The organism is Lutimaribacter marinistellae (assembly GCF_042648365.1).
GTDB classification, from domain to species: domain Bacteria; phylum Pseudomonadota; class Alphaproteobacteria; order Rhodobacterales; family Rhodobacteraceae; genus Lutimaribacter_A; species Lutimaribacter_A marinistellae.
The window spans coordinates 19,669-37,527 of record NZ_JBHRXI010000008.1; the positions used below are offsets into that span (position 1 = coordinate 19,669).

Genomic DNA, 17,859 nt, shown 5'->3' on the forward strand with positions numbered 1-17,859 from the left:
TTGTCCTACGTTTGTTGGATGGATGCTTGTTCGCGAAGCGACAATTTCCACACCAGGCCGTCTGCATTGTGCTCGACCCCGACATCGAAAAAGCTGCGGTGTGATGCGATGGCACCCAACCAGAGTTGAATCCAGCACGCCAGGATACTGGCCCGGTCGTGGCCTTCGATATCGCGAACGACGCGCAGCCCGGTCTGTGTTACCTTCGCCTGCTGACCATCATCGTGCAGTGTCATCTCAACCCCGTCACCCATTCCGGCGAAAGCTTTCTGCAAGAAGTCCGCAACATCCGGTACCGCGCCATCGACGCAGTCCATTGCTTGTGCCAAATGGCGGTACTGCTGAAGTCCGGTCAGGCGTGCAGCGCGTTTTCCAATGTCCATTGCCTGGTCCGCACCGATGACGTGTCCCAATTCACGTAAGCCGTTGCGGACATACTCCAGCGCATAGTTTCGCGCGGCCTTGGATAGTCGCTCATCACTCCACTGGTCATCTGGCGGCGCAGGCTGTTTGCTTGGGTCAAAAGACGGCGGCACTTCTTGCGGAGCAAAGCGCAGCCGTTCTTCTGGCAGCAGCTCGTGGTCATACTCCTGAAAGTAGCCGCATAACCCGAATTGACCGGTCAGGTCTTCGGAGACGCAGACATACCCAAGGCGCGGGTTCTTCAATGACACCCCGTTTTGAGCATACCAACCGCGCAGGAAGCCACGGCTGGCCTCGACCGGGATGCCACAGATCGCGGGACCGTCATACATCCAGCGCGGATAACGGAACCGCACCCAAGCCTTGCGATCGTTTTCCTCCATGTATTCGACACGGACCCCGCCGACACCATTGGACAAGACATGATACTTTGCACATGCGACTGCGTGGGGCAGGTCACTAAGTCCAAGCTTTTCGAAGCTCGACAGAAACTTGTCTTCATGCTGCCTTCGGAACAGCCGAAACATCCAATCGCCCACGACATCGCGCCCTTTCTCGACGGCGACCATCAGTTGAAGACCTAGAAAGTACTGGTGATGCAGATGCGCCTGCGCCTTGATCGAATTCATCCTTCGGGCTCCCGTTTGCGGATCAGGTAGCTGTGCTCGCCTTCGAAAACCTGAACGCTGTCCTGATTCCAGATCTCTGCCTTCAACGTAATGATTCCGGTCGTGTTCTGCGGCTTCAGTCCGGCGATAGTAAGACGTGGGTAGAGCGTGTCACCGGCATAGACAGGTTTGAGAACGCGACCGGAAAGTTCGATCATTCCGAGAAGGGAGGCGGCCACCTGCTGCGGAAATGTGCCTGCACCTGCCGCCGACTGGATCATTACTTGCATGCCATGTGCCAGGAGGTGCTTGTGTCCGCGCGCATGGCAGTAGTTCACATCGTAGTGGATCGGATCGTTGTCGCCCGAGGCAAGTTGGAACGCCGCAAAAAGCGCCTCGGTCATGGTGCGGGACGGAATGTAGAATCTTTCTCCGAGTTCGAAATCCTCGAAATAACGGTTTGGTCCGGCGTGAAGATCGCGCAAGACGTCGAAATCGTCGATCATGAACCTTCACCCATTCCTAACCGAAACCCGAGACGTTGCATGGGCAGAGCGACACAGCGTGCGATCGGTAAGGTAGGTCGCAGAGATTCTAGCCTTTTCAACAGGAACTTCGTAATTTGTGGGAAGGTGGTTTGCTCGAGACCAGCCAGCGGGTTGGCCCGGTCTGACGCAGTTCGTGACAATCGTTCCATAGGTGCAAACCTCGCTGGAAGTGTAGTTCTGCCACCCTAGGCGACGCGGAAATTTCTTCAACCGGGTGTCGGGGACACGCGTTCGGTTGAGGTATCGCGTCTGAAGCGGCCAAGTGCTAGAGACGAAAGTACGGCCTGTCTGGCCAATCGACGCGCAAGCGGTGCGATTGCGCAACCCCCGCTAAGTCATCTGGTCACAGAGGCCGTCGGACAAGTCTGCCTGAGGTACGGAACACCCAGTTTCTGGTAATCTGCGCGACGGAGATGCGAAGAAACAAAGCTTCGCATGATAGACCGAGGCTGGTCGTATGCTATCGCTTTCAGGCCGATCCTTGCCAAGTTCACTCAAATCGAAGAACATCTTCGTAACCCGAATTACCGGGAACACTTTCTATTGCCGCCCACGTTTTTTCAGTGGGTTTTGATCAAGATATTTTCGTGTGGGGATTGGGGGGCGACCATGACCATTACGCCATTTCTTTGGGGGCCCGAGCGGCTCATCAACTCTCGTATCGTGGATGCGCAGAGATATCCGAGTGTTGAGGTGGCCCCAAACGGCAATTTCGTCGTTGCCTACCAGACACAGGCTTACGGCGCTTCGAACCAGATCGGGTTACGCATATTGAACGAGGCCGGCGGGCCAATCGGTGCCGAGACACGCGTTGGCGGCCCGTCCCCCGGCGTATATGCGACCGCTCCTTCGGTAGCCGTTTTGAACAACGGAAACATCGTAGTGGGCTACACCTATGGCGGGATCGATGTTCGCGCAACGATCCTGTCGTCCGACGCGTCCGAGGTGATTGCCGAAATCGTCCTTCCGCGCGCACCGCAGGACGTTGTTGGCCCGATCAACCAGGTCACCTTGACCGCCCTCGACAGTGGCGGGTTCGCCGCCGCCTGGACACAAGGCAATTTCGGCGATCAGGATATCCGCTACGCTACGTTTTCCGCCACCGGGACGCGGCAAACACTTCTCGACGGGCTGGCCTCCACCAGCACCGGAAATCATCGGTATGCGGATATTGCGAAACTGAACAACGGCAACGTCGTCATTGTCTGGGAGCGCGAGCTTCTGAATGGGAACAAGGCCACGCGCGCAAAGATCGTCACCGAGACGGGCGTGACCGTGGTGTCGGAATTCGCGGTAAACAGTAACACCTCCGGCGACGAACTCAGGCCCTCGGTGACCACCCTGACGAATGGGGACTTCGTTGTCGCGTGGGATCAAGCAGGCGATCATCAGTTCCGTATCTTCAACGAGGACGCAACGCCCGTGACCTCGGATATTTCGCAGACCGCTTTGGCCGGGAATGCCGAGGTAAAGGCGCTCAACGATGGAGGCTTTCTGCTCGTTGGAATCGACTCGGGCAGTGATCTGTCGGCGCAGCGTTACGACGCGTCCGGTGCGACGGTTGGCAGTCTGATCCAGGTCAACACCACTGCGACCGACAGCCAGATATTGCCCGCCGTTGCGGTGAACGACGACGGGCGCGCGCTGGTTGTCTGGGAAGACCTCAGCCAGACGCCGGATGACACGGATGATCGCGCCATTCGCGGGCAGATGCTGAGCCTGACAAATGCAAACAATGCGATCAACGGCGGGTCTGGTAACAACGTCCTGTTCGGAAACAATTTTGCAAACGAGATCTACGGCAACGCCGGAAACGACACGATCACCGCGCAGGGTGGCGACGACTTTGTCGATGGCGGGGCGGATGACGACCTTTTCCACGATACAGATTTCCCCAGCGGCGACGACTACGACGGCGGCCTTGGGACCGACACCTTGGACTGGTCCACGCTGACTTTCGCTTCGGGACGCGTGACCGTGGATATCGGTGAGGGGCATGCCACCTCGACCTTGACGGGCCTGTCCGACACGTTCCGTAGAATCGAGGTCTTTCGCGGCAGCCAGGGCGATGAAACCTACATCGACGACACCGGCGGCACGACGATCTTCGCCGAAGGCGGCGAAGATACAGTGCAGATGCGCGATGTTCTGTTCAACGGAGATGCGTATCACGGCGGCACAGGCTATGACACGTTCGACCTCAGCGCGATTCCCTGGATCTTTTCCCCCACTATCAACCTTGCCACGAACAGCTGGTCCCACAACGGGTCGGCGGAGGTGGTCAGTTCGTTCGAACACATTATCGGCGGTAACGGGCTGGCGGGCGAAAACCTGATCGGTAATAGCTTGGCGAACGAGATCCACGGCAACGGCGCCGAAGACACGATTTCGGGCGGGGGCGGTGCAGATACGCTGCGCGGCGGCGATGACGATGATGAGATCCAGGTTTTTGCAGGCGAGGCGACCAGCGGAATGGTGCTTGATGGCGGTGCGGATTTCGATCGCCTGGTGTCGCGCTTCGGTGGCACACACAGCTTTCAGCTTACATCGCTGAGTGGTTTCGAAGAGCTCGCTTTCGAAGGTGCCGGAGGGACGAATTCAGCGGTGTTCTATGCGGCGCAGTTCGGCCCGGGCTTGGCGCTTGACGCCAATATCATCGGTGACCCCACCTTTGGTCGCGAAAACGAGATCGTTGTAGTGATGGGGCCGCGTGTCACGCTCGATCTATCCTCGCTGAACTTCTCGAACTGGAGCGGCGAGGATCGCGTTATCGTAAATGGCGACTCCTCTTCGGACAACATCATCGGTTCCGAGGTCAACGATCAGATCAACGCGGGATCGGGCAATAATATCATCGATGCCGGCTTGGGGCGAGATACCGTTACGGGCGGCGGCAATCGCGACATCTTTGTCGACACCAACAATGGAGCGTCCCAGAATATCGATGTCTACAACGGCGGTGGCGGACGGGACCAATACCAGGCAACCGCCATTGCGTGGTCGTCGATCACGGAATTCGACCTACTCAACAATCGGCAGACAGTCTCGGGTGGTTTGCTACGCGATCAGTTGTTCGACATCGAAGACCTTCTCGTTTCGGGCAGTGCTGCCTTGCGGGGCGATAACGAGGACAACCTGTTGGAGGTCGACAACTCGGTCTTCGATGGCAACAACCTGTTGCGGGGCGAAGGCGGCAATGACGAATTGCGCGGCGACAGCGGCAACGACACCCTGATCGGTGGAATTGGTTTCGATACGTTGGTTGGGGGCAGCGGCAATGACGAGTTGCACATCGATCAGGAAATGGATGTCGTAACCGAACTGGCGCTTGGCGGAAATGACACCATTGTTTCGTGGCTGCAGTCGACCCACCTCGCGCTCTACAATCATGTAGAGAACCTGCATGGAGCGGGTGGATTCGGCCAGCAACTTTATGGAAATTCAAACGCCAACCGCGTTTCCTCGGATGGAGAAGACGCGATCCTGTACGGCAATGACGGGAACGACACTCTGATAGGCGACGTGGGCAGCAACATCTTTGTCGGAGGAGTGGGTAACGACCGCATCGTTTCCCAACTCGACGGGCGCCGCGACCTCTATGACTTCACCCTCGGGCATGGTCACGACGTGGTTGAGAATTTCGAGGTCGAGTTCGACGAAATCACAATGCGTACCCAGGATTATGAGGTTCTCGAAGATACCGCCGGTGTCGTGTTGCGCAGCACGGATGGCAGCACGTCGATGACGCTGGAGGGCGTGGACTATGCCGATTTCCGGCGCGGAAACCTGAACCACCTGACCAAACTGGGCGAGCGCACCAGCCTGACCCTTGATCACAACGTCAGCACCTACGCTTTCGACGGCGACTACCAGAACCCGGTGGTGTTCGCCACGGTCGTAACCAATAACGGCATCAGCCCAGTGACGGTGCGCATCCTCGATATAGACGTCAACGCCAAGACGGTTGACCTGCGGCTGCAGGAACCTTCCGACCAGGATGACATCCATTTCAACGAAACGGTTCATCTTACCGTGGTCGAAGCCGGAGCATGGATGCAGTCCAACGACCGATACCTCGAAGCTGGAACCTTCGATACCAACCAGCTGACGACGGACGGCTTCGACACCGTTGCTTTTCAGAACTACTTTGCCGACCTGCCGGTCGTGCACAGCCAGGTGCAGACATTCAACGGGTCCGATTTCGTGGCCACGCGGCAGACACTGCCAAGCCGGACGACCGTGGGAATCGCGTTGCAAGAGGACGAAGCTGGAAATTCCGGCTTTCACAATACTGAAACCGTGGGCTACATGGCCCGCAGCAAATATGGACCGCACCCTCAAAACGGATATCTCGGAACTGCTGACGGGATCGGCGGGGCGTTCGCCAGGGTGGAGTTCGGAGAGACCTTGGCAACCTATTGGCTGCAAGCAAACATAGCCAGCTTCAATGGCAATGATCCAGCGACGATCCGCATAGACGCGCTGGGCAGCCAAGGGTTCGAGGCCCGCGCGCAAGAGGATACCGCCCGCGATGCGGAAACCTTCCACGACCCCGAAACCATCTCGATTTCCGCAGATCTCACCAACCTGATCCTTGGCGGTCGGGCCATGCCTGCCATTGGCGAAGTGCGCAGCCTGCGCGTAAACGAACAGCCGGTGACGCTGGAGTTGCATAACGACTATGACAAACCGGTCGTCGTGGCCCATGTTGCCACTCGTAACGGCATCTCGCCGGTCACTGTCCGGATCACGGATATCGACGTGCAAACCGACACGATCTCGCTTCGCCTTCAGGAACCACGTGATCAGGACGATGTGCATTTCTTTGAAACGGTCCATGTCATGGTCATGGAGGCCGGGCGCTGGGAAACTCCCGACGGGCGCGTGATCGAGGCGGGAACCATCGACACCAATACTCTGTCGGGCAACGGGTTCGAACTTGTCGAATATGCTGCGATGTTTGACGAACGGCCTGTGGTGCTGAGCCAGGTGCAAAGCAATAACGGATTCGAATTCGTTTCGACCCGGCAGACTCTGACCTCCAACCCTTTCGACAGCTTCGCCGTAGCCCTGCAGGAGGACGAGGCCGGGAATACCGGGTTCCATGTATCCGAAACCATCGGATACATCGCCACCGAAGTAAACGTGATGGGCAACGCATCGGGCACGAATATCAGCGTCTCGGGCACCTCTCCGTACACCTATCCATTGGCCAATATGGATGCCCTGAACGATGCGCCGCTGTTCTTTGGGCAGGTCAACTCCTCCAATGACAGCGATCCGGTAAACACGCGTGGTGTTAGCGCAACCTCGGACGAGCTGACTTTCTGGTTCGAGGAGGATACCGCCGCCGATCCCGAGACCACGCATGGAAGCGAGGAAATCGGTCTGGTCGCCTTTGACAGCGAGCAGCTGTTGCGTGGTATCCGCAAGGACGGCGCGGTGGGCGAGTTCCATCAGATCTCGGTCGCCCCCTCTGGAATATCCGTGACGCTCGACAACGAGTATGACAACCCGGTCGTGATCGCGCGGGTGTCGTCGCCGGGCAGTCTGCCGATCGTCGTGCGGGTTACCGATATCGACACCGTTGCCGGTAGCGTCACCATAGCCACGAGCATCGCGGACGGTCCGGTCAGTAGTTTCGGCTCGCAAACCATCAGCCTGCTTGTGGTCGAGGCTGGAACCTACGAGATGGAGGATGGGACCCGTTTCACCGCCGGTACGATCGAGACCGACAACCTGACGACCGACGGGTTCGAGCAGGTCAGTTTCGCGAACGGACTGTTCGACGCGCGACCTGTTGTCGTGACCTCGATCCAGACCAACAATGAAGGCGGTTACGCCTTGACCCGGATGCGTAACGTCGATGCCACAGGGTTCGAAGTCGCGATGCAGGAACAGGAATCGACCAGCTTCGGAGGCGGCGCGTCCCACGCAACAGAGACGATCGGCTATTTCGCCGTCGAGGAAGCCAACGGCGTGACTGGCGGCAGGCAATTCGCGGCGCGTAGTCTCGGCGATACCGTGGATGAAAACCCGGTCACGATACCGGATGATTTCGACTACCTTTCCAACCGGCTGATTTTCCCCAGCCTTGCCAGCTACGACGGGACAGACCCGGCAAGCGTTCGCACATTGAACAATACGATCGGTCAGTTCGACCTGCACGTGGTCGAGGACCAGTCCACCGATGGTGAAACCGCCCATCTCTTTGAAACGGTGGATTACATGGTGTTCGACGGTTCCGGCGAGTTGAACGCGCACGACCTGATCCTGTGATCGAGGCGCGTCGCACCCTCCTAGATGACGCGCGTCATGCGCCTGACTCTGCTCGCGCCCGACATCGTCGAGGCGATCGAACGGAACGAGCCCAAGGCGGACGGATTTGCGGGGGCACTGTTAGCGGCCGCAGCATAGCTTGAACGAACACACCACCGAACCCTGTTCTCTCAGAACCGTGCTCGGATGCTGCGGCGGCGCTCTCAACGTGGATTATGAAGATATTGAGGTCGCTTTCGGGCTACGAACCCCAAGCTGGTCAAGGTCTCCCGCTAAGCGGTCCTGGACGTGCCCGGAAAACCCGGCTCCCGCCTCGGAGAAAGTATCGACCGCCACGTCTGCGCCGGCGGCTGCGAGAATCTCCACTTCGTCGAGATATCGCGCTACGACCGCGACCCTGCCAAGATACTTCCCTGCTTTCAGACGGCCAATGACGGCCAGATTCGAGTCGAGATCGGGAAGGGTGAGCATGATGAGTTTGATCTTTTCGTCCTTCTTGACCCGTTCCCAGAAGTCGGAATCTGCCGCATCTCCCATGACGACGTTGCGTCCCGCGTCTTGGTGAAGCGCAGCTGTGTTAGGATCACTGTCGATCCCGATGACTATTTCGCCGTATTCCGCGCGCATCGCATCATAGGCTCCGGAGCCTACGCGCCCCATGCCAAAGATGGCAATTTGAGCTTTACCAATCTCCAGAGGAACATCGTCTGGGTGACATCCATCTGGCTCCCATGAATGCAGGCGGGTGTGGAGTGCGTCGTAGATCTTCTGAGACATGGCGTTCAGCGGTGACCCTACGATGAACGTTGCGGCCAGAGCCAGGGCGATCACTGCGAGCCACTCTGAACCAAGCCAGCCGTTCGACACGCCGATCGCGCCGACGATCAAACCGAACTCGCTGTAGGTCGAAAGGCTGAAGGCGGCGAGGGTCGCACTTCGGACGCGCAGTTTGAAGCGGGTCAGCAGTGCGAAGAAGAGGCCCGTTTTGATCGGCAAGACCAGCATGAAGAGCAAAGCAGTGAGCACGGCTTCCAAACTCAGTCCGCTCGACAGACCGATATTCAGAAAGAAGCCGACGAGGAAGATGTCCTTGAGGTTCAATAACGCATCAGAGATCTCGCCCGCCCGCGGATGCTTGGCCAGCAGTACGCCCATCAGCAGAGCCCCGAGATCGGCCTTCATTCCGACAAGATCGAATAGCCCCGCCCCCAAAACCAGACCGGCAAAGAGGCCGAAGAGCGGAACGAGTTCCCCGTGGCCGCACTTGTCCATCATGCGGAAGAGAACGGGGCGCAGCAGGATCAGCCCAAAGAGACCGAGCGCCCAGATGGACGGGACCTTGCCCGTAGAAAGAGTGATGAACACCACAGCGATGATGTCTTGCATAATCAGGATGCCGATGGCGACGCGTCCGTGCAGCGTCTTCATCTCGCCTTTGTCTTCCAGCACCTTCACCGCAAACACCGTGCTGGAGAAACTAAGCGCGAAGGCGACAAGGAGGCTGCTTCTGGCTGTGAGATCCGAGAGGATCATTACCCCGAAGGCGCTCAGGCCAAAGATGAATAAGCACAAAAACGCGACCGTCACAGCCATATGGAGGCTCGTACCCGCCCAGACCTCTGGCCGGAGCAGGGTTTCGACCTTCAGCTTCAGCCCGATTGAGAACAACAAAAGCGTGACCCCGAGATCGGATAGCTCGACGAGAATCGGCCCGCTTTCTTGACCGAAGGCGTTGAGCGCAAACCCGGCAGCAAGGAAGCCGACCAAGGGGGGCAGACCGACTTGACGGGCAGCAAGACCCAACAGGAAGGCTGTTCCAAGAAACAGAGGTTCCATCGAGTGTCTCCTTAAGGATACGGGGAGATTGCTCGCCCCGAAGGACGTGCAATGGTCGTCAAGCTGGGCGCTGCCCGGGCTCAGGCTGGAGCGGGATTGGCCTCGCCTTGCGGCTCCGCCGGCCCTTTGCGGATCCCGTGCACGGTAGCGTAGAAAACTGGGACGAGGATCATTGTCAGCACCGTGCCGACGGTGAGGCCGCCCATGACGGTGACTGCCAGCCCCACCCAGAACACGTCGGGCAAGAGCGGCACGACGCCGAGCACCGTGGTCGCAGCGGCTAGCGCGACAGGCCGCAGTCGCGAGACCCCGGCATTAATGAGCGCGTCATAGGGAGCAAGACCCTGCGCCTTGTTCTCATTGATCTCGTCGATCAGCACGATGGCGTTCTTGATCATCATGCCCGACAGGCTCATCGCCCCGAGCAACGCCACGAACCCAAATGGCGAGTCAGTCAGCAAGAGACTCGGCACGATCCCGATCAGCACAAAGGGGATCGTGGCGAAGATGACCAGGGGTGGGCGATAGGCGTTGAAAAGCCCAACCACGATCAGCGCCATCACAGCGAAGGCCGGCACGAGTCCGGGCACCAGAGAGGCCTGCGCCGACACGGTGTCCTCGTACTCTCCGCCCCATTCCAGTCGGTAGCCAGCCGGCAGGTCCGCGGCTAGGGCATCGAACTGCTCGAGCACCGCGGCGCGGTAGGTTGGAAGGGTGACACTGTCGATTGGGTTGGCTTGGACCGTGAGCGTGCGTGCCCTGTCCTGCCGAAGGATCGCGGGGTTCTCCGTCTCGACCCTTATCCCATCGAGGACTTGGCCGATGGGCAAGGTGCCCGTCTGCGCCGGGTTCTGCATCTGCAAAAGCTCGAAATTGTCGACTGCGCTGATGTCTTCTACCGTCTGACGCACGATGATGGGCAAGAGCTCATCGCCGTCGCGGTAGAGGCCCACGGTGCGGCCGTCGAAGGCGCGCTTCGTCGCGTTGCCGAGATCTTCGAGCGTTGTGCCCGTCCACCGTGCGCTCGCCTGATCGAACTCTGGCACCTGCACCAGCACCTCGTTGCGCCAATCGGTACGCGACACCTTGGTCCAGGGATGTACCTCGAGGATCTGGAGCGCCCGGTCACCAAAGCTGCGCAGGATCGCAGGGTCGGCCGTCGCCGGGCCGACGATGCGCGCCTCGAAGGCCCATGTGTTGCTGGGTCCCACGCCAAAGCGCCGGGTGAAGGTCGTCGCTTCGGGGTGGTTTTCCCTAAGCCACTCTGCCGCAACGTCTGCGATACCCGGGATCACCGTATGGTCCGTGACGTTAACGATCACCTGGGCATAGGTCGGGTTCGTGGCTTCTGGGTCCACCGGCAGATAAAAGCGGGGCGGGCCCGCACCGATGAAGCTTGCAACACCCGTCACGCCCTCCTGCGCAGCCATCACTGGCTCGAGGTCGGCGATGGCGGCGTCGACCGCTTCGATCCGCGTGCCTTCCGGCGCGTAGTAGTCAATCATGAACTTCGACATTGCCGAAGTCGGGAAGAAGAGTTGCGTGACCGATCCAAACCCGATCACCGACGCGACTAGGGCCGCGCCAGCAATCCCGATCGTCAGAAAACGCACCCGGATCGCGGCTTCCAGAACGGCTCGGTAGACGCGCAGGAACATGGCCTCCTTGGCGTCTTCGGCCTCGGGCTTGGGCTCCGGCAGCAGCATGACGCATTGGAGGGGCGTGACCGTCATCGACAGGAGCCAGCTAACCAACAGCGCGAGGCCCACGACCGAGAAAAGTGTTCGGCAATACTCACCTGCGCTCTCAACCGAGGCGAAGATCGGGTAGAACGCCATGATCGCCACGAAGGTGGCGCCTAGGAGCGGGATCGCCGGCCGACTTGCCGACTCGATAGCGGCCTTTATGCGATCCATCCCCTTGGCCATGCGCACGCTCGCCCCGTCGGCCACCACGATAGAGTTGTCGACCATCATTCCGAGCGCGATGATCAACGCGCCGAGCGACATGCGTTGCAGGTCAATGCCGAACATCGCAAGCGGTATGAAGGTCGCCAGGATCGTCAGGATCAGACCGGAGCCAATGATGATCCCCATCCGCAAGCCCATCGCCAGCGTAAGCACCACCAGGACGATGGCCACCGCCTGACCAAGGCTGACGAGGAAGCTCGATACAGCGATGTCCACATCGTCGGATTGCCAGTGCACCTTGCCAACCTCGATCCCCACCGGGAGATCGGCCCGGAGCTCCTCCAGCCGCACATCCACGGCCTCGCCAATCGCAACCACGTTCACACCGGACTGGAACGACAACGCAATCCCGATCGCGGGCCGGCCGTCGAAGCGCATCAAGGTTGTCGATGGGTCCACGTATCCCTCACGGACCGTTCCAAGATCGCCGAGACGCACGATCTGAGACCCTTCTCGGTCCTGCATCTGGAGGCGGTCAAGCGCGCTGGGTCTGATGGCGAGCTCGGCGATGTCATCGGGGTCGGTGAAGGCTCCCGTGGGCGCGATCCGCATGCGGTAATCGCCGACATTCACGCGGCCGGCATCGACAACGGTGTTCTGCGTTGATAGCGTGTTGAGGATCGTCCCCCCAGAGATGCCGAGAGCTGCAAGAGTTTCTTCTTGCATGTCGATGAAGATGGCGCGGTCCTGCACACCCCAAAGGCTGACGCGGCCTACACCACCAACGAGCGCGAGCTCCCTTTCGAGCGATTCAGCATAGTCGCGCAACTCATGGTGCGGGAAGCCGTCCGAGGTCAGAGCGATGACGAGACCGGACACATCGCCGAAGTCATCGTTGATCGCGGGCCGACCGGCGCCGGGTGGCAGCTGGGTCTCGATATCCCTGATCTTGCGGCGAAGGGTGTCCCAGATCTGGGGTAGCTCGTCAGACCAATAGTTCGCCCGGATCTCCACGACGATGGACGACACACCGGCTCGGCTCTCACTGGTGATGTTGTCGATCTCCTTGATTTCTTGGAGTTTGCGCTCAATCGGCTCGGTGACTTCCTGTTCGACCTCCTCAGGCCCGGCGCCCGGATAGGGCGTGACGATGACCGCGGTCTTGATGGTGAATTCGGGGTCTTCCAACTGACCCAGCGAGTTGAATGCCCCGATGCCGCCTAATACGAGCAAAAGGACAGCAAACCACGCGAACTTCGCATTTCGGATGGAGAAGCTGGCGAGATCCATCACTCTGCCTCCTCGTCCATGAAGCGAACTGTCTGCCCGTCGCGGAGCGTGTTGGCGCCCGCTGCAACGACCTTTTCCCCAGCTGCCAGGCCACCTTCGATGCTGATGCCGAGAGATCCGGCAGCGCCCAAGGTGACCTCGCGCGCGGCAACGGCCATCGCGCCTTCGTCGATCACCCAGACGAACGTGCCGGTCTCACCTTCTGGCGTGAAGATCCCTTCGGCCGGCACAAAGATGCCGCTTGCAGGCGCTTCGCCTTCGCGTGGCTCTCCCCGTGCCCGTCCGGTCATACCCGGCAAGATCTTCCGGTCCTCGGGTTGCTCTATGAGGAGCGTAACTGGGAAGGTGCCTGTGGTCGCAGAAGCCTCCGTCCCCACTTCGTTGACCACAGCTGGCAGAAATAGGCCATCGAGGGCGGAGAACGTCGCTTTGAAGCCATCGACGCGCGGCAGGGTCGAGATCCAACGTTCCGGAACATCGATCACCATCTCGATCTGGCTGTCATCGAGGATCCGCACAATTGATGCCTGACTCAGCACGTCCTCAAATTCCTCTACATAGGTGGCCACGACGACGCCGTCGAAAGGCGCACGGATTTCTGTGTAGGAGAGGTTGAGTCGGGCACGTTCGAGCGAGGCCGTGACGCCAGCGACGGCTGCACGAGCGGACGATTCCGTGGCAATAAACCTGTCAAGCTGTGCCTCGGCGGCGACATCCCGGGCGACGAGCTCGCGCTGACGGTTCGTCTGCAATTCTGCATTCTCAAACGTCGCCACCGCGCTTTCGAGCTCGGCCTCCAGCCGCGCGACCTCGGTCTGGAAGGGCGCCGGGTCGAGTTGCGCGATCATGTCCCCCTCCGACACGGTTTGGCCCAAGCCGACCTCGATGCTTTGCACCGTTCCCGCGACGCTGAACCCCAGCGTCGCCTGTCGGGCGGCTTGTGCCACACCGACGAAGAACCGGTCGTGGAGCTGCGCGCGGTCTTTAATAACGGCCGTCTTGACGGGCCGGACGATCTCAACGGTGTCCGACACATCTTCCTCGTCGCAGCCGGCAAGCCCGGCGAGCGTCAAGAGGATGATCAGTCTTGAATAGGTGAACATGGATCGGACCCTCCAATGGAATTTCGTTGGGAGCGGCTTAGCGGCCGACCGAGGCCTGTTTTGTCAAAAAGGCTTGCACCGCCGTCTTCGTCTCTGGACGGAGATTTTCGACCCCCTCATAGGGGACACCGCGGGCTGGCTGAGTGTCCGGGTAGAGCTCCTTGCGGGCCATGTGCCGACCCAGGATCCGGACGAACTCCTGGCCGCCCCAGGCACCGACCTCCGTTGAGACGGGGAACTCCTCGCGTGTGTCGCGGTAGAGGTCGTGGAACGCGGCGAGGATGGGGCTCTCCCCCGGCCCGGGCAGGTTGAGCCGGTAGTGATCCTTGACGATCGCCTTGGGGCTGTTGATCGAGTAAATGATGACGTGGTCTCTGCGGGCCAGTTCTTCGTTCGCAAACAGGATCGATGCAGACTGATCCACTCCGTCCACCAGCCGGTCTCGCGGGATGAACGGTTCGGCTCCGGCGAACCGCGACAGCGTGGTGTAGAGGTCGGAGACGTGAATGACGCTGTTGAGCATCGAATCCGCGTTGATCATGCCCGGCCAGCGGATGAACGCGTCGACCCGCACACCGCCTTCATGGGTGGAGCCCTTGCCCCCGCGGTAAATCATCGGCGTAAAGCCCGATTGCGGTGAGTACTTGTCGAAATGCCCGTTGTCGCCCATCACCAAGACGATGGTGTTTTCCGCGACGCCCAACTCTTCCATGCGCAAGAAAAGATCGCCAAGCCAGCCGTCAAGCAGTTGCATCTTGTCGACATAGAGACCGCCATTGGGGCTTTCGGCACCCGAGCGCCCCGTGCGGGTGTTGTGCAGCGGGATCATCGGCCAGTACTGAAGGAAAAACGGGGCATCGCCCTCGGCTAGGCGCTCGAGTTCTTCCAGCGTCTTATCTTGAAACGCTTGGTTCATCTCGTCGTACTTGGCGGTGTTCCAGCGTTCGCCTGCCTCCATTCGGATCTCTCGGATCGGGCCGCCCGCCTCGCCCTCGATCACCGTCATCATTGCGGCGGAATCCGGGCGGAACCAGTTGTCGACAGTGTAGGTGTCCTCGTAGTCGCCAATCCCGACACTGACCTGCTCCCGCAGCGCGTCATCGTTGAAGATCGTCAGTTGCCCCTGCTGGTGGACCGCGTGCTGGGCATAATCGAAGCCTTGGTTCATTGCCCAGCTCTCGGCAATGTCGCCCATGTGCCACTTGCCCACGTGGCTCGTGGCGTAGCCGGCTTCTTTCAGAACCTCGGCGAGCGTGACTTCCTCGTCCGGCAAGCCGAAACCTGCGATATCGACCGCTGTGTCGCCCATCCCCATGCGGACCGGCAACCGCCCTGTCATCTGCGCCACGCGCGTCGGTGTGCAGGAGGGCTCGGTATACATCCGCACCATCCGCATCGCTTCGTCGGAAAACGCATTGATGTTGGGCGTGGAGTAACCGCGTATCGCGTTAAGCTCCGGAATGCCCATGTCGCCAAATCCCATATCGTCGATCAGGACGCTGACGATGTTGGGTGGCCGACCTCCGTTCACGCGGCGAAAGGTTTCGAGCGCGGTGTCGACGGCTGCGTCATCGGCAGCCCACTGGTCAGCGCGCTGCGCCTCGAGGATGTAGTACTCCGCGTCATGGACGATCGGGTCGGTCTGAGCGCTGGCCGCAGCGCCAATCGTCAAGGAGATCAAGGGGAGGGCAAGAAGTCTCATGGAAAGCCTTTCTTTTTGGCGCGCGTTTCGAGGTTGGTGGGAAAGCGTGCAGTCAGTCATTCTGAGAACCCGTTCGCGCGTCGGCGGAATGCGAACCAGAAGGGCAATGCAACGAGCATCGCACCTCCCAGAATGTTCCCTATCCCCGCAGGGATGATGTTCCATACAATGGCTTCGTCCCAGCCCGGGCCTCCGCCTGTCGCCATGCTCAACGAGAAGTACCCCATGTTCGCGGGGCTGTGCTGCAGGTTGCCGGCCACGAAGAGCGAGACCACAAGAAAGACCGGGACAAACTTTCCGAAAAGCGTGTTGCCCATGGTGGCAAAAAAAGCCGCCATGCCGATAAGCGCATTGCCCAGCATGCCGGAGACGATGATCTTAACCCAGGCGATTGAGGTGCCTTCGTCCATGTACGCCATCTTCTTGACAACAACGTTGGCGAGTGCCTCGTGCACGTAATCGGGATAGGTTTGAGCAAAGGCGATCACTTGTCCGGCCACCACTGCGCCCACCATGTTTCCGACCCATGCAATAACCCAGAACTGGAATGCATGGGCCGAGATCTCAGCCCACCTCATCTGCAAGAAACTTGCCGGCAGGATGACGTTGGCCTCGGTGAAAAGCGCGGCGCGGCTCAGTATGATCATGAAGAATCCGGTTGAGAAGCCGAGCCCCTGCAGCAGGAGTTGTGGTCCAGAGGCCGTCACCCCCGTCGAAAGGAGAAGCGAGAAGAGCGCGCCGAAGGTCACAAAAACTCCGCCAGCACAGGCCAGCACGAAGGTTTGAGCCGGGGAAAGACCAAGGTAGAACTCGGCCTCTTCCTTCATCGCGGGGAGCACCTCATAGGCGGCGCGATACTGGCGGCTCGGTGTTTGGGACGCTGGCTTGTTCATCACACAGCCTCCGCGTGAGGCGGGACTCGATCAACGTCAGGTGTGGCCGGCGCGTTGACGCGGTTGATGTCGGTATGAGGGAAGAACTCGGACCAGACATGCCAGAATACGCCCGCCCGCAGCGTCTCCACGCGGGTAAGCTGTCCTTGATCGCTGTTGCCCCAGAAATCGCAGCGCGTTACGTGAGACCCCGTGTCATTATACCAGACGCCGAGACTCTCGAACTTAGGATCAATCTGAACGACAAGATCGCGCCCTCCGACAGTCGCGTTGACCAGCCAGTTGTTCTCGACGATGAAGTCGTCGGTCCAGCAGGCGGCATCTGTGCCGATGGTCACGCCCCAGACGAGGGTCTTGTTCAGGAGCCTGTCGTCGGAGCGCTCCATGTTGGGCATAACCGGCGCGTCTTCCTGGTGCTGGCGCCCAATTCCCCAGCCGAAGGTGATCTCGGTCACCATGTCGAGCATCCTCAGGAATGGGTTCGCCGACGGCTTGTTGAGAAATACCTCGCCCTCGGGATAGGCCTTCTGAAATCCGCGGAAGGTCATCCGGAACGTCGGCCACGGGGTCATTTGCGCCGCAGGCCGGACTGGGCAGGCCGGGCCGTCGGTGTCCGGCGCGCGATCGCCTTCGCGAAAGCCGTAGATATGCTGGATCGGCTCGCCGGTGTCGTTGTCGCGCAGGATCAGGTTGTTGCCGTGCTGGGCAAGCACATCGAGGTTGAGGCGTTTGCCCTCGATGGCTGGCACGTAGCCCTGGCCGAGATTGGCCATGGCACAATAGGTCATCACCACATCTTCGCCGCCCAGACCCTTGTCGTCACCCGCCAGATGCGGGCGCATGATCTGCGCATCGGGGTGCGCGCGGGCGTGATCCCCATTAACGATCACCAGCACCGGCGCCGTCGGAGAGACCAAGGTGCGCGCCTCCGAGATCGGGAAGAAGCGTGCGTCGTTGAGCTGATTGCGCAGCCCCAGATGCACCCAGACATAGGGAAAGCCGTAGAGCAACGCGACCAGGACAAGGCCGACCCACCAGATCCATCCCGCGCCGCCGTCCAATGCGAAGTGCACCAAGGTGGCCACGACGAAAGCTGCGAGGCCGGCTGCAATCAAGCGGTACTCGTGGCGAATGAAGCGGATCATGTTGTCCCGCTTCACCTTGAGGAGCATCTGGCTGACGTCCCCCAGATCGCGGAAATACACGAACCCGATAGCCAAGGAGACTACGAGACTGACGTAGAAAAGCAAATGTACGAGCATGGCGT

9 protein-coding genes are annotated in these 17,859 nt (G+C 59.9%); 1 reads left to right on the plus strand and 8 read right to left on the minus strand.

What is annotated here, in order from left to right; translation table 11 throughout:
- Window positions 1–5: 5 nt before the first annotated feature.
- Window positions 6–1,052, minus strand: coding sequence for a hypothetical protein (locus ACFORG_RS08430; RefSeq protein WP_386734975.1), 1,047 nt, complete (start codon window positions 1,050–1,052; stop codon window positions 6–8).
- Window positions 1,049–1,537: a MaoC family dehydratase gene (locus ACFORG_RS08435; RefSeq protein WP_386734977.1), complete on the minus strand. Its 489-nt coding sequence runs from the start codon at window positions 1,535–1,537 to the stop codon at window positions 1,049–1,051. The genes ACFORG_RS08430 and ACFORG_RS08435 overlap by 4 nt, the downstream gene beginning before the upstream one ends.
- 651 nt (window positions 1,538–2,188) lie before the next feature.
- On the opposite strand from ACFORG_RS08435, the gene ACFORG_RS08440 reads away from it, so the two are divergent.
- The gene (locus tag ACFORG_RS08440; protein WP_386734978.1) at window positions 2,189–7,858 is read left to right on the plus strand and encodes a beta strand repeat-containing protein; all 5,670 of its coding nucleotides are present in this window, start codon (window positions 2,189–2,191) and stop codon (window positions 7,856–7,858) included.
- A 213-nt stretch (window positions 7,859–8,071) separates the two neighbouring features.
- Here the strand turns inward: ACFORG_RS08440 and ACFORG_RS08445 are convergent, their stop codons facing one another.
- The 6 genes from ACFORG_RS08445 to ACFORG_RS08470 form a co-directional block, all read right to left on the minus strand.
- Window positions 8,072–9,694, minus strand: coding sequence for a cation:proton antiporter domain-containing protein (locus ACFORG_RS08445; protein ID WP_386734979.1), 1,623 nt, complete (start codon window positions 9,692–9,694; stop codon window positions 8,072–8,074).
- 80 nt (window positions 9,695–9,774) lie between these two features.
- Window positions 9,775–12,894, minus strand: coding sequence for an efflux RND transporter permease subunit (locus tag ACFORG_RS08450; protein WP_386734980.1), 3,120 nt, complete (start codon window positions 12,892–12,894; stop codon window positions 9,775–9,777).
- Complete coding sequence (locus tag ACFORG_RS08455; RefSeq protein WP_386734981.1) at window positions 12,894–13,997, minus strand: efflux RND transporter periplasmic adaptor subunit; 1,104 nt, start codon at window positions 13,995–13,997, stop codon at window positions 12,894–12,896. The genes ACFORG_RS08450 and ACFORG_RS08455 overlap by 1 nt, the downstream gene beginning before the upstream one ends.
- A gap of 37 nt (window positions 13,998–14,034) precedes the next feature.
- A complete protein-coding gene (locus tag ACFORG_RS08460; protein WP_386734982.1) occupies window positions 14,035–15,699 on the minus strand; it encodes a sulfatase-like hydrolase/transferase in 1,665 nt (554 codons plus the stop codon).
- 56 nt (window positions 15,700–15,755) lie between these two features.
- A complete protein-coding gene (locus tag ACFORG_RS08465) occupies window positions 15,756–16,592 on the minus strand; it encodes a formate/nitrite transporter family protein (RefSeq protein WP_386734983.1) in 837 nt (278 codons plus the stop codon).
- Window positions 16,592–17,854, minus strand: coding sequence for a DUF3179 domain-containing (seleno)protein (locus ACFORG_RS08470; RefSeq protein WP_386734984.1), 1,263 nt, complete (start codon window positions 17,852–17,854; stop codon window positions 16,592–16,594). Before ACFORG_RS08470 ends, ACFORG_RS08465 begins: the two co-directional genes overlap by 1 nt.
- Between the last annotated feature and the right edge of the window lie 5 nt (window positions 17,855–17,859).

Excerpts from the sequence above, each read along its gene's own strand:
- ACFORG_RS08430 (WP_386734975.1), bottom strand. The coding sequence starts at position 1,052 with ATGAATTCGATCAAGGCGCAGGCGCATCTGCATCACCAGTACTTTCTA.
- ACFORG_RS08435 (WP_386734977.1), bottom strand. The coding sequence starts at position 1,537 with ATGATCGACGATTTCGACGTCTTGCGCGATCTTCACGCCGGACCAAAC.
- ACFORG_RS08440 (WP_386734978.1), top strand. The coding sequence starts at position 2,189 with ATGACCATTACGCCATTTCTTTGGGGGCCCGAGCGGCTCATCAACTCT.
- ACFORG_RS08445 (WP_386734979.1), bottom strand. The coding sequence starts at position 9,694 with ATGGAACCTCTGTTTCTTGGAACAGCCTTCCTGTTGGGTCTTGCTGCC.
- ACFORG_RS08450 (WP_386734980.1), bottom strand. The coding sequence starts at position 12,894 with ATGGATCTCGCCAGCTTCTCCATCCGAAATGCGAAGTTCGCGTGGTTT.
- ACFORG_RS08455 (WP_386734981.1), bottom strand. The coding sequence starts at position 13,997 with ATGTTCACCTATTCAAGACTGATCATCCTCTTGACGCTCGCCGGGCTT.
- ACFORG_RS08460 (WP_386734982.1), bottom strand. The coding sequence starts at position 15,699 with ATGAGACTTCTTGCCCTCCCCTTGATCTCCTTGACGATTGGCGCTGCG.
- ACFORG_RS08465 (WP_386734983.1), bottom strand. The coding sequence starts at position 16,592 with ATGAACAAGCCAGCGTCCCAAACACCGAGCCGCCAGTATCGCGCCGCC.
- ACFORG_RS08470 (WP_386734984.1), bottom strand. The coding sequence starts at position 17,854 with ATGCTCGTACATTTGCTTTTCTACGTCAGTCTCGTAGTCTCCTTGGCT.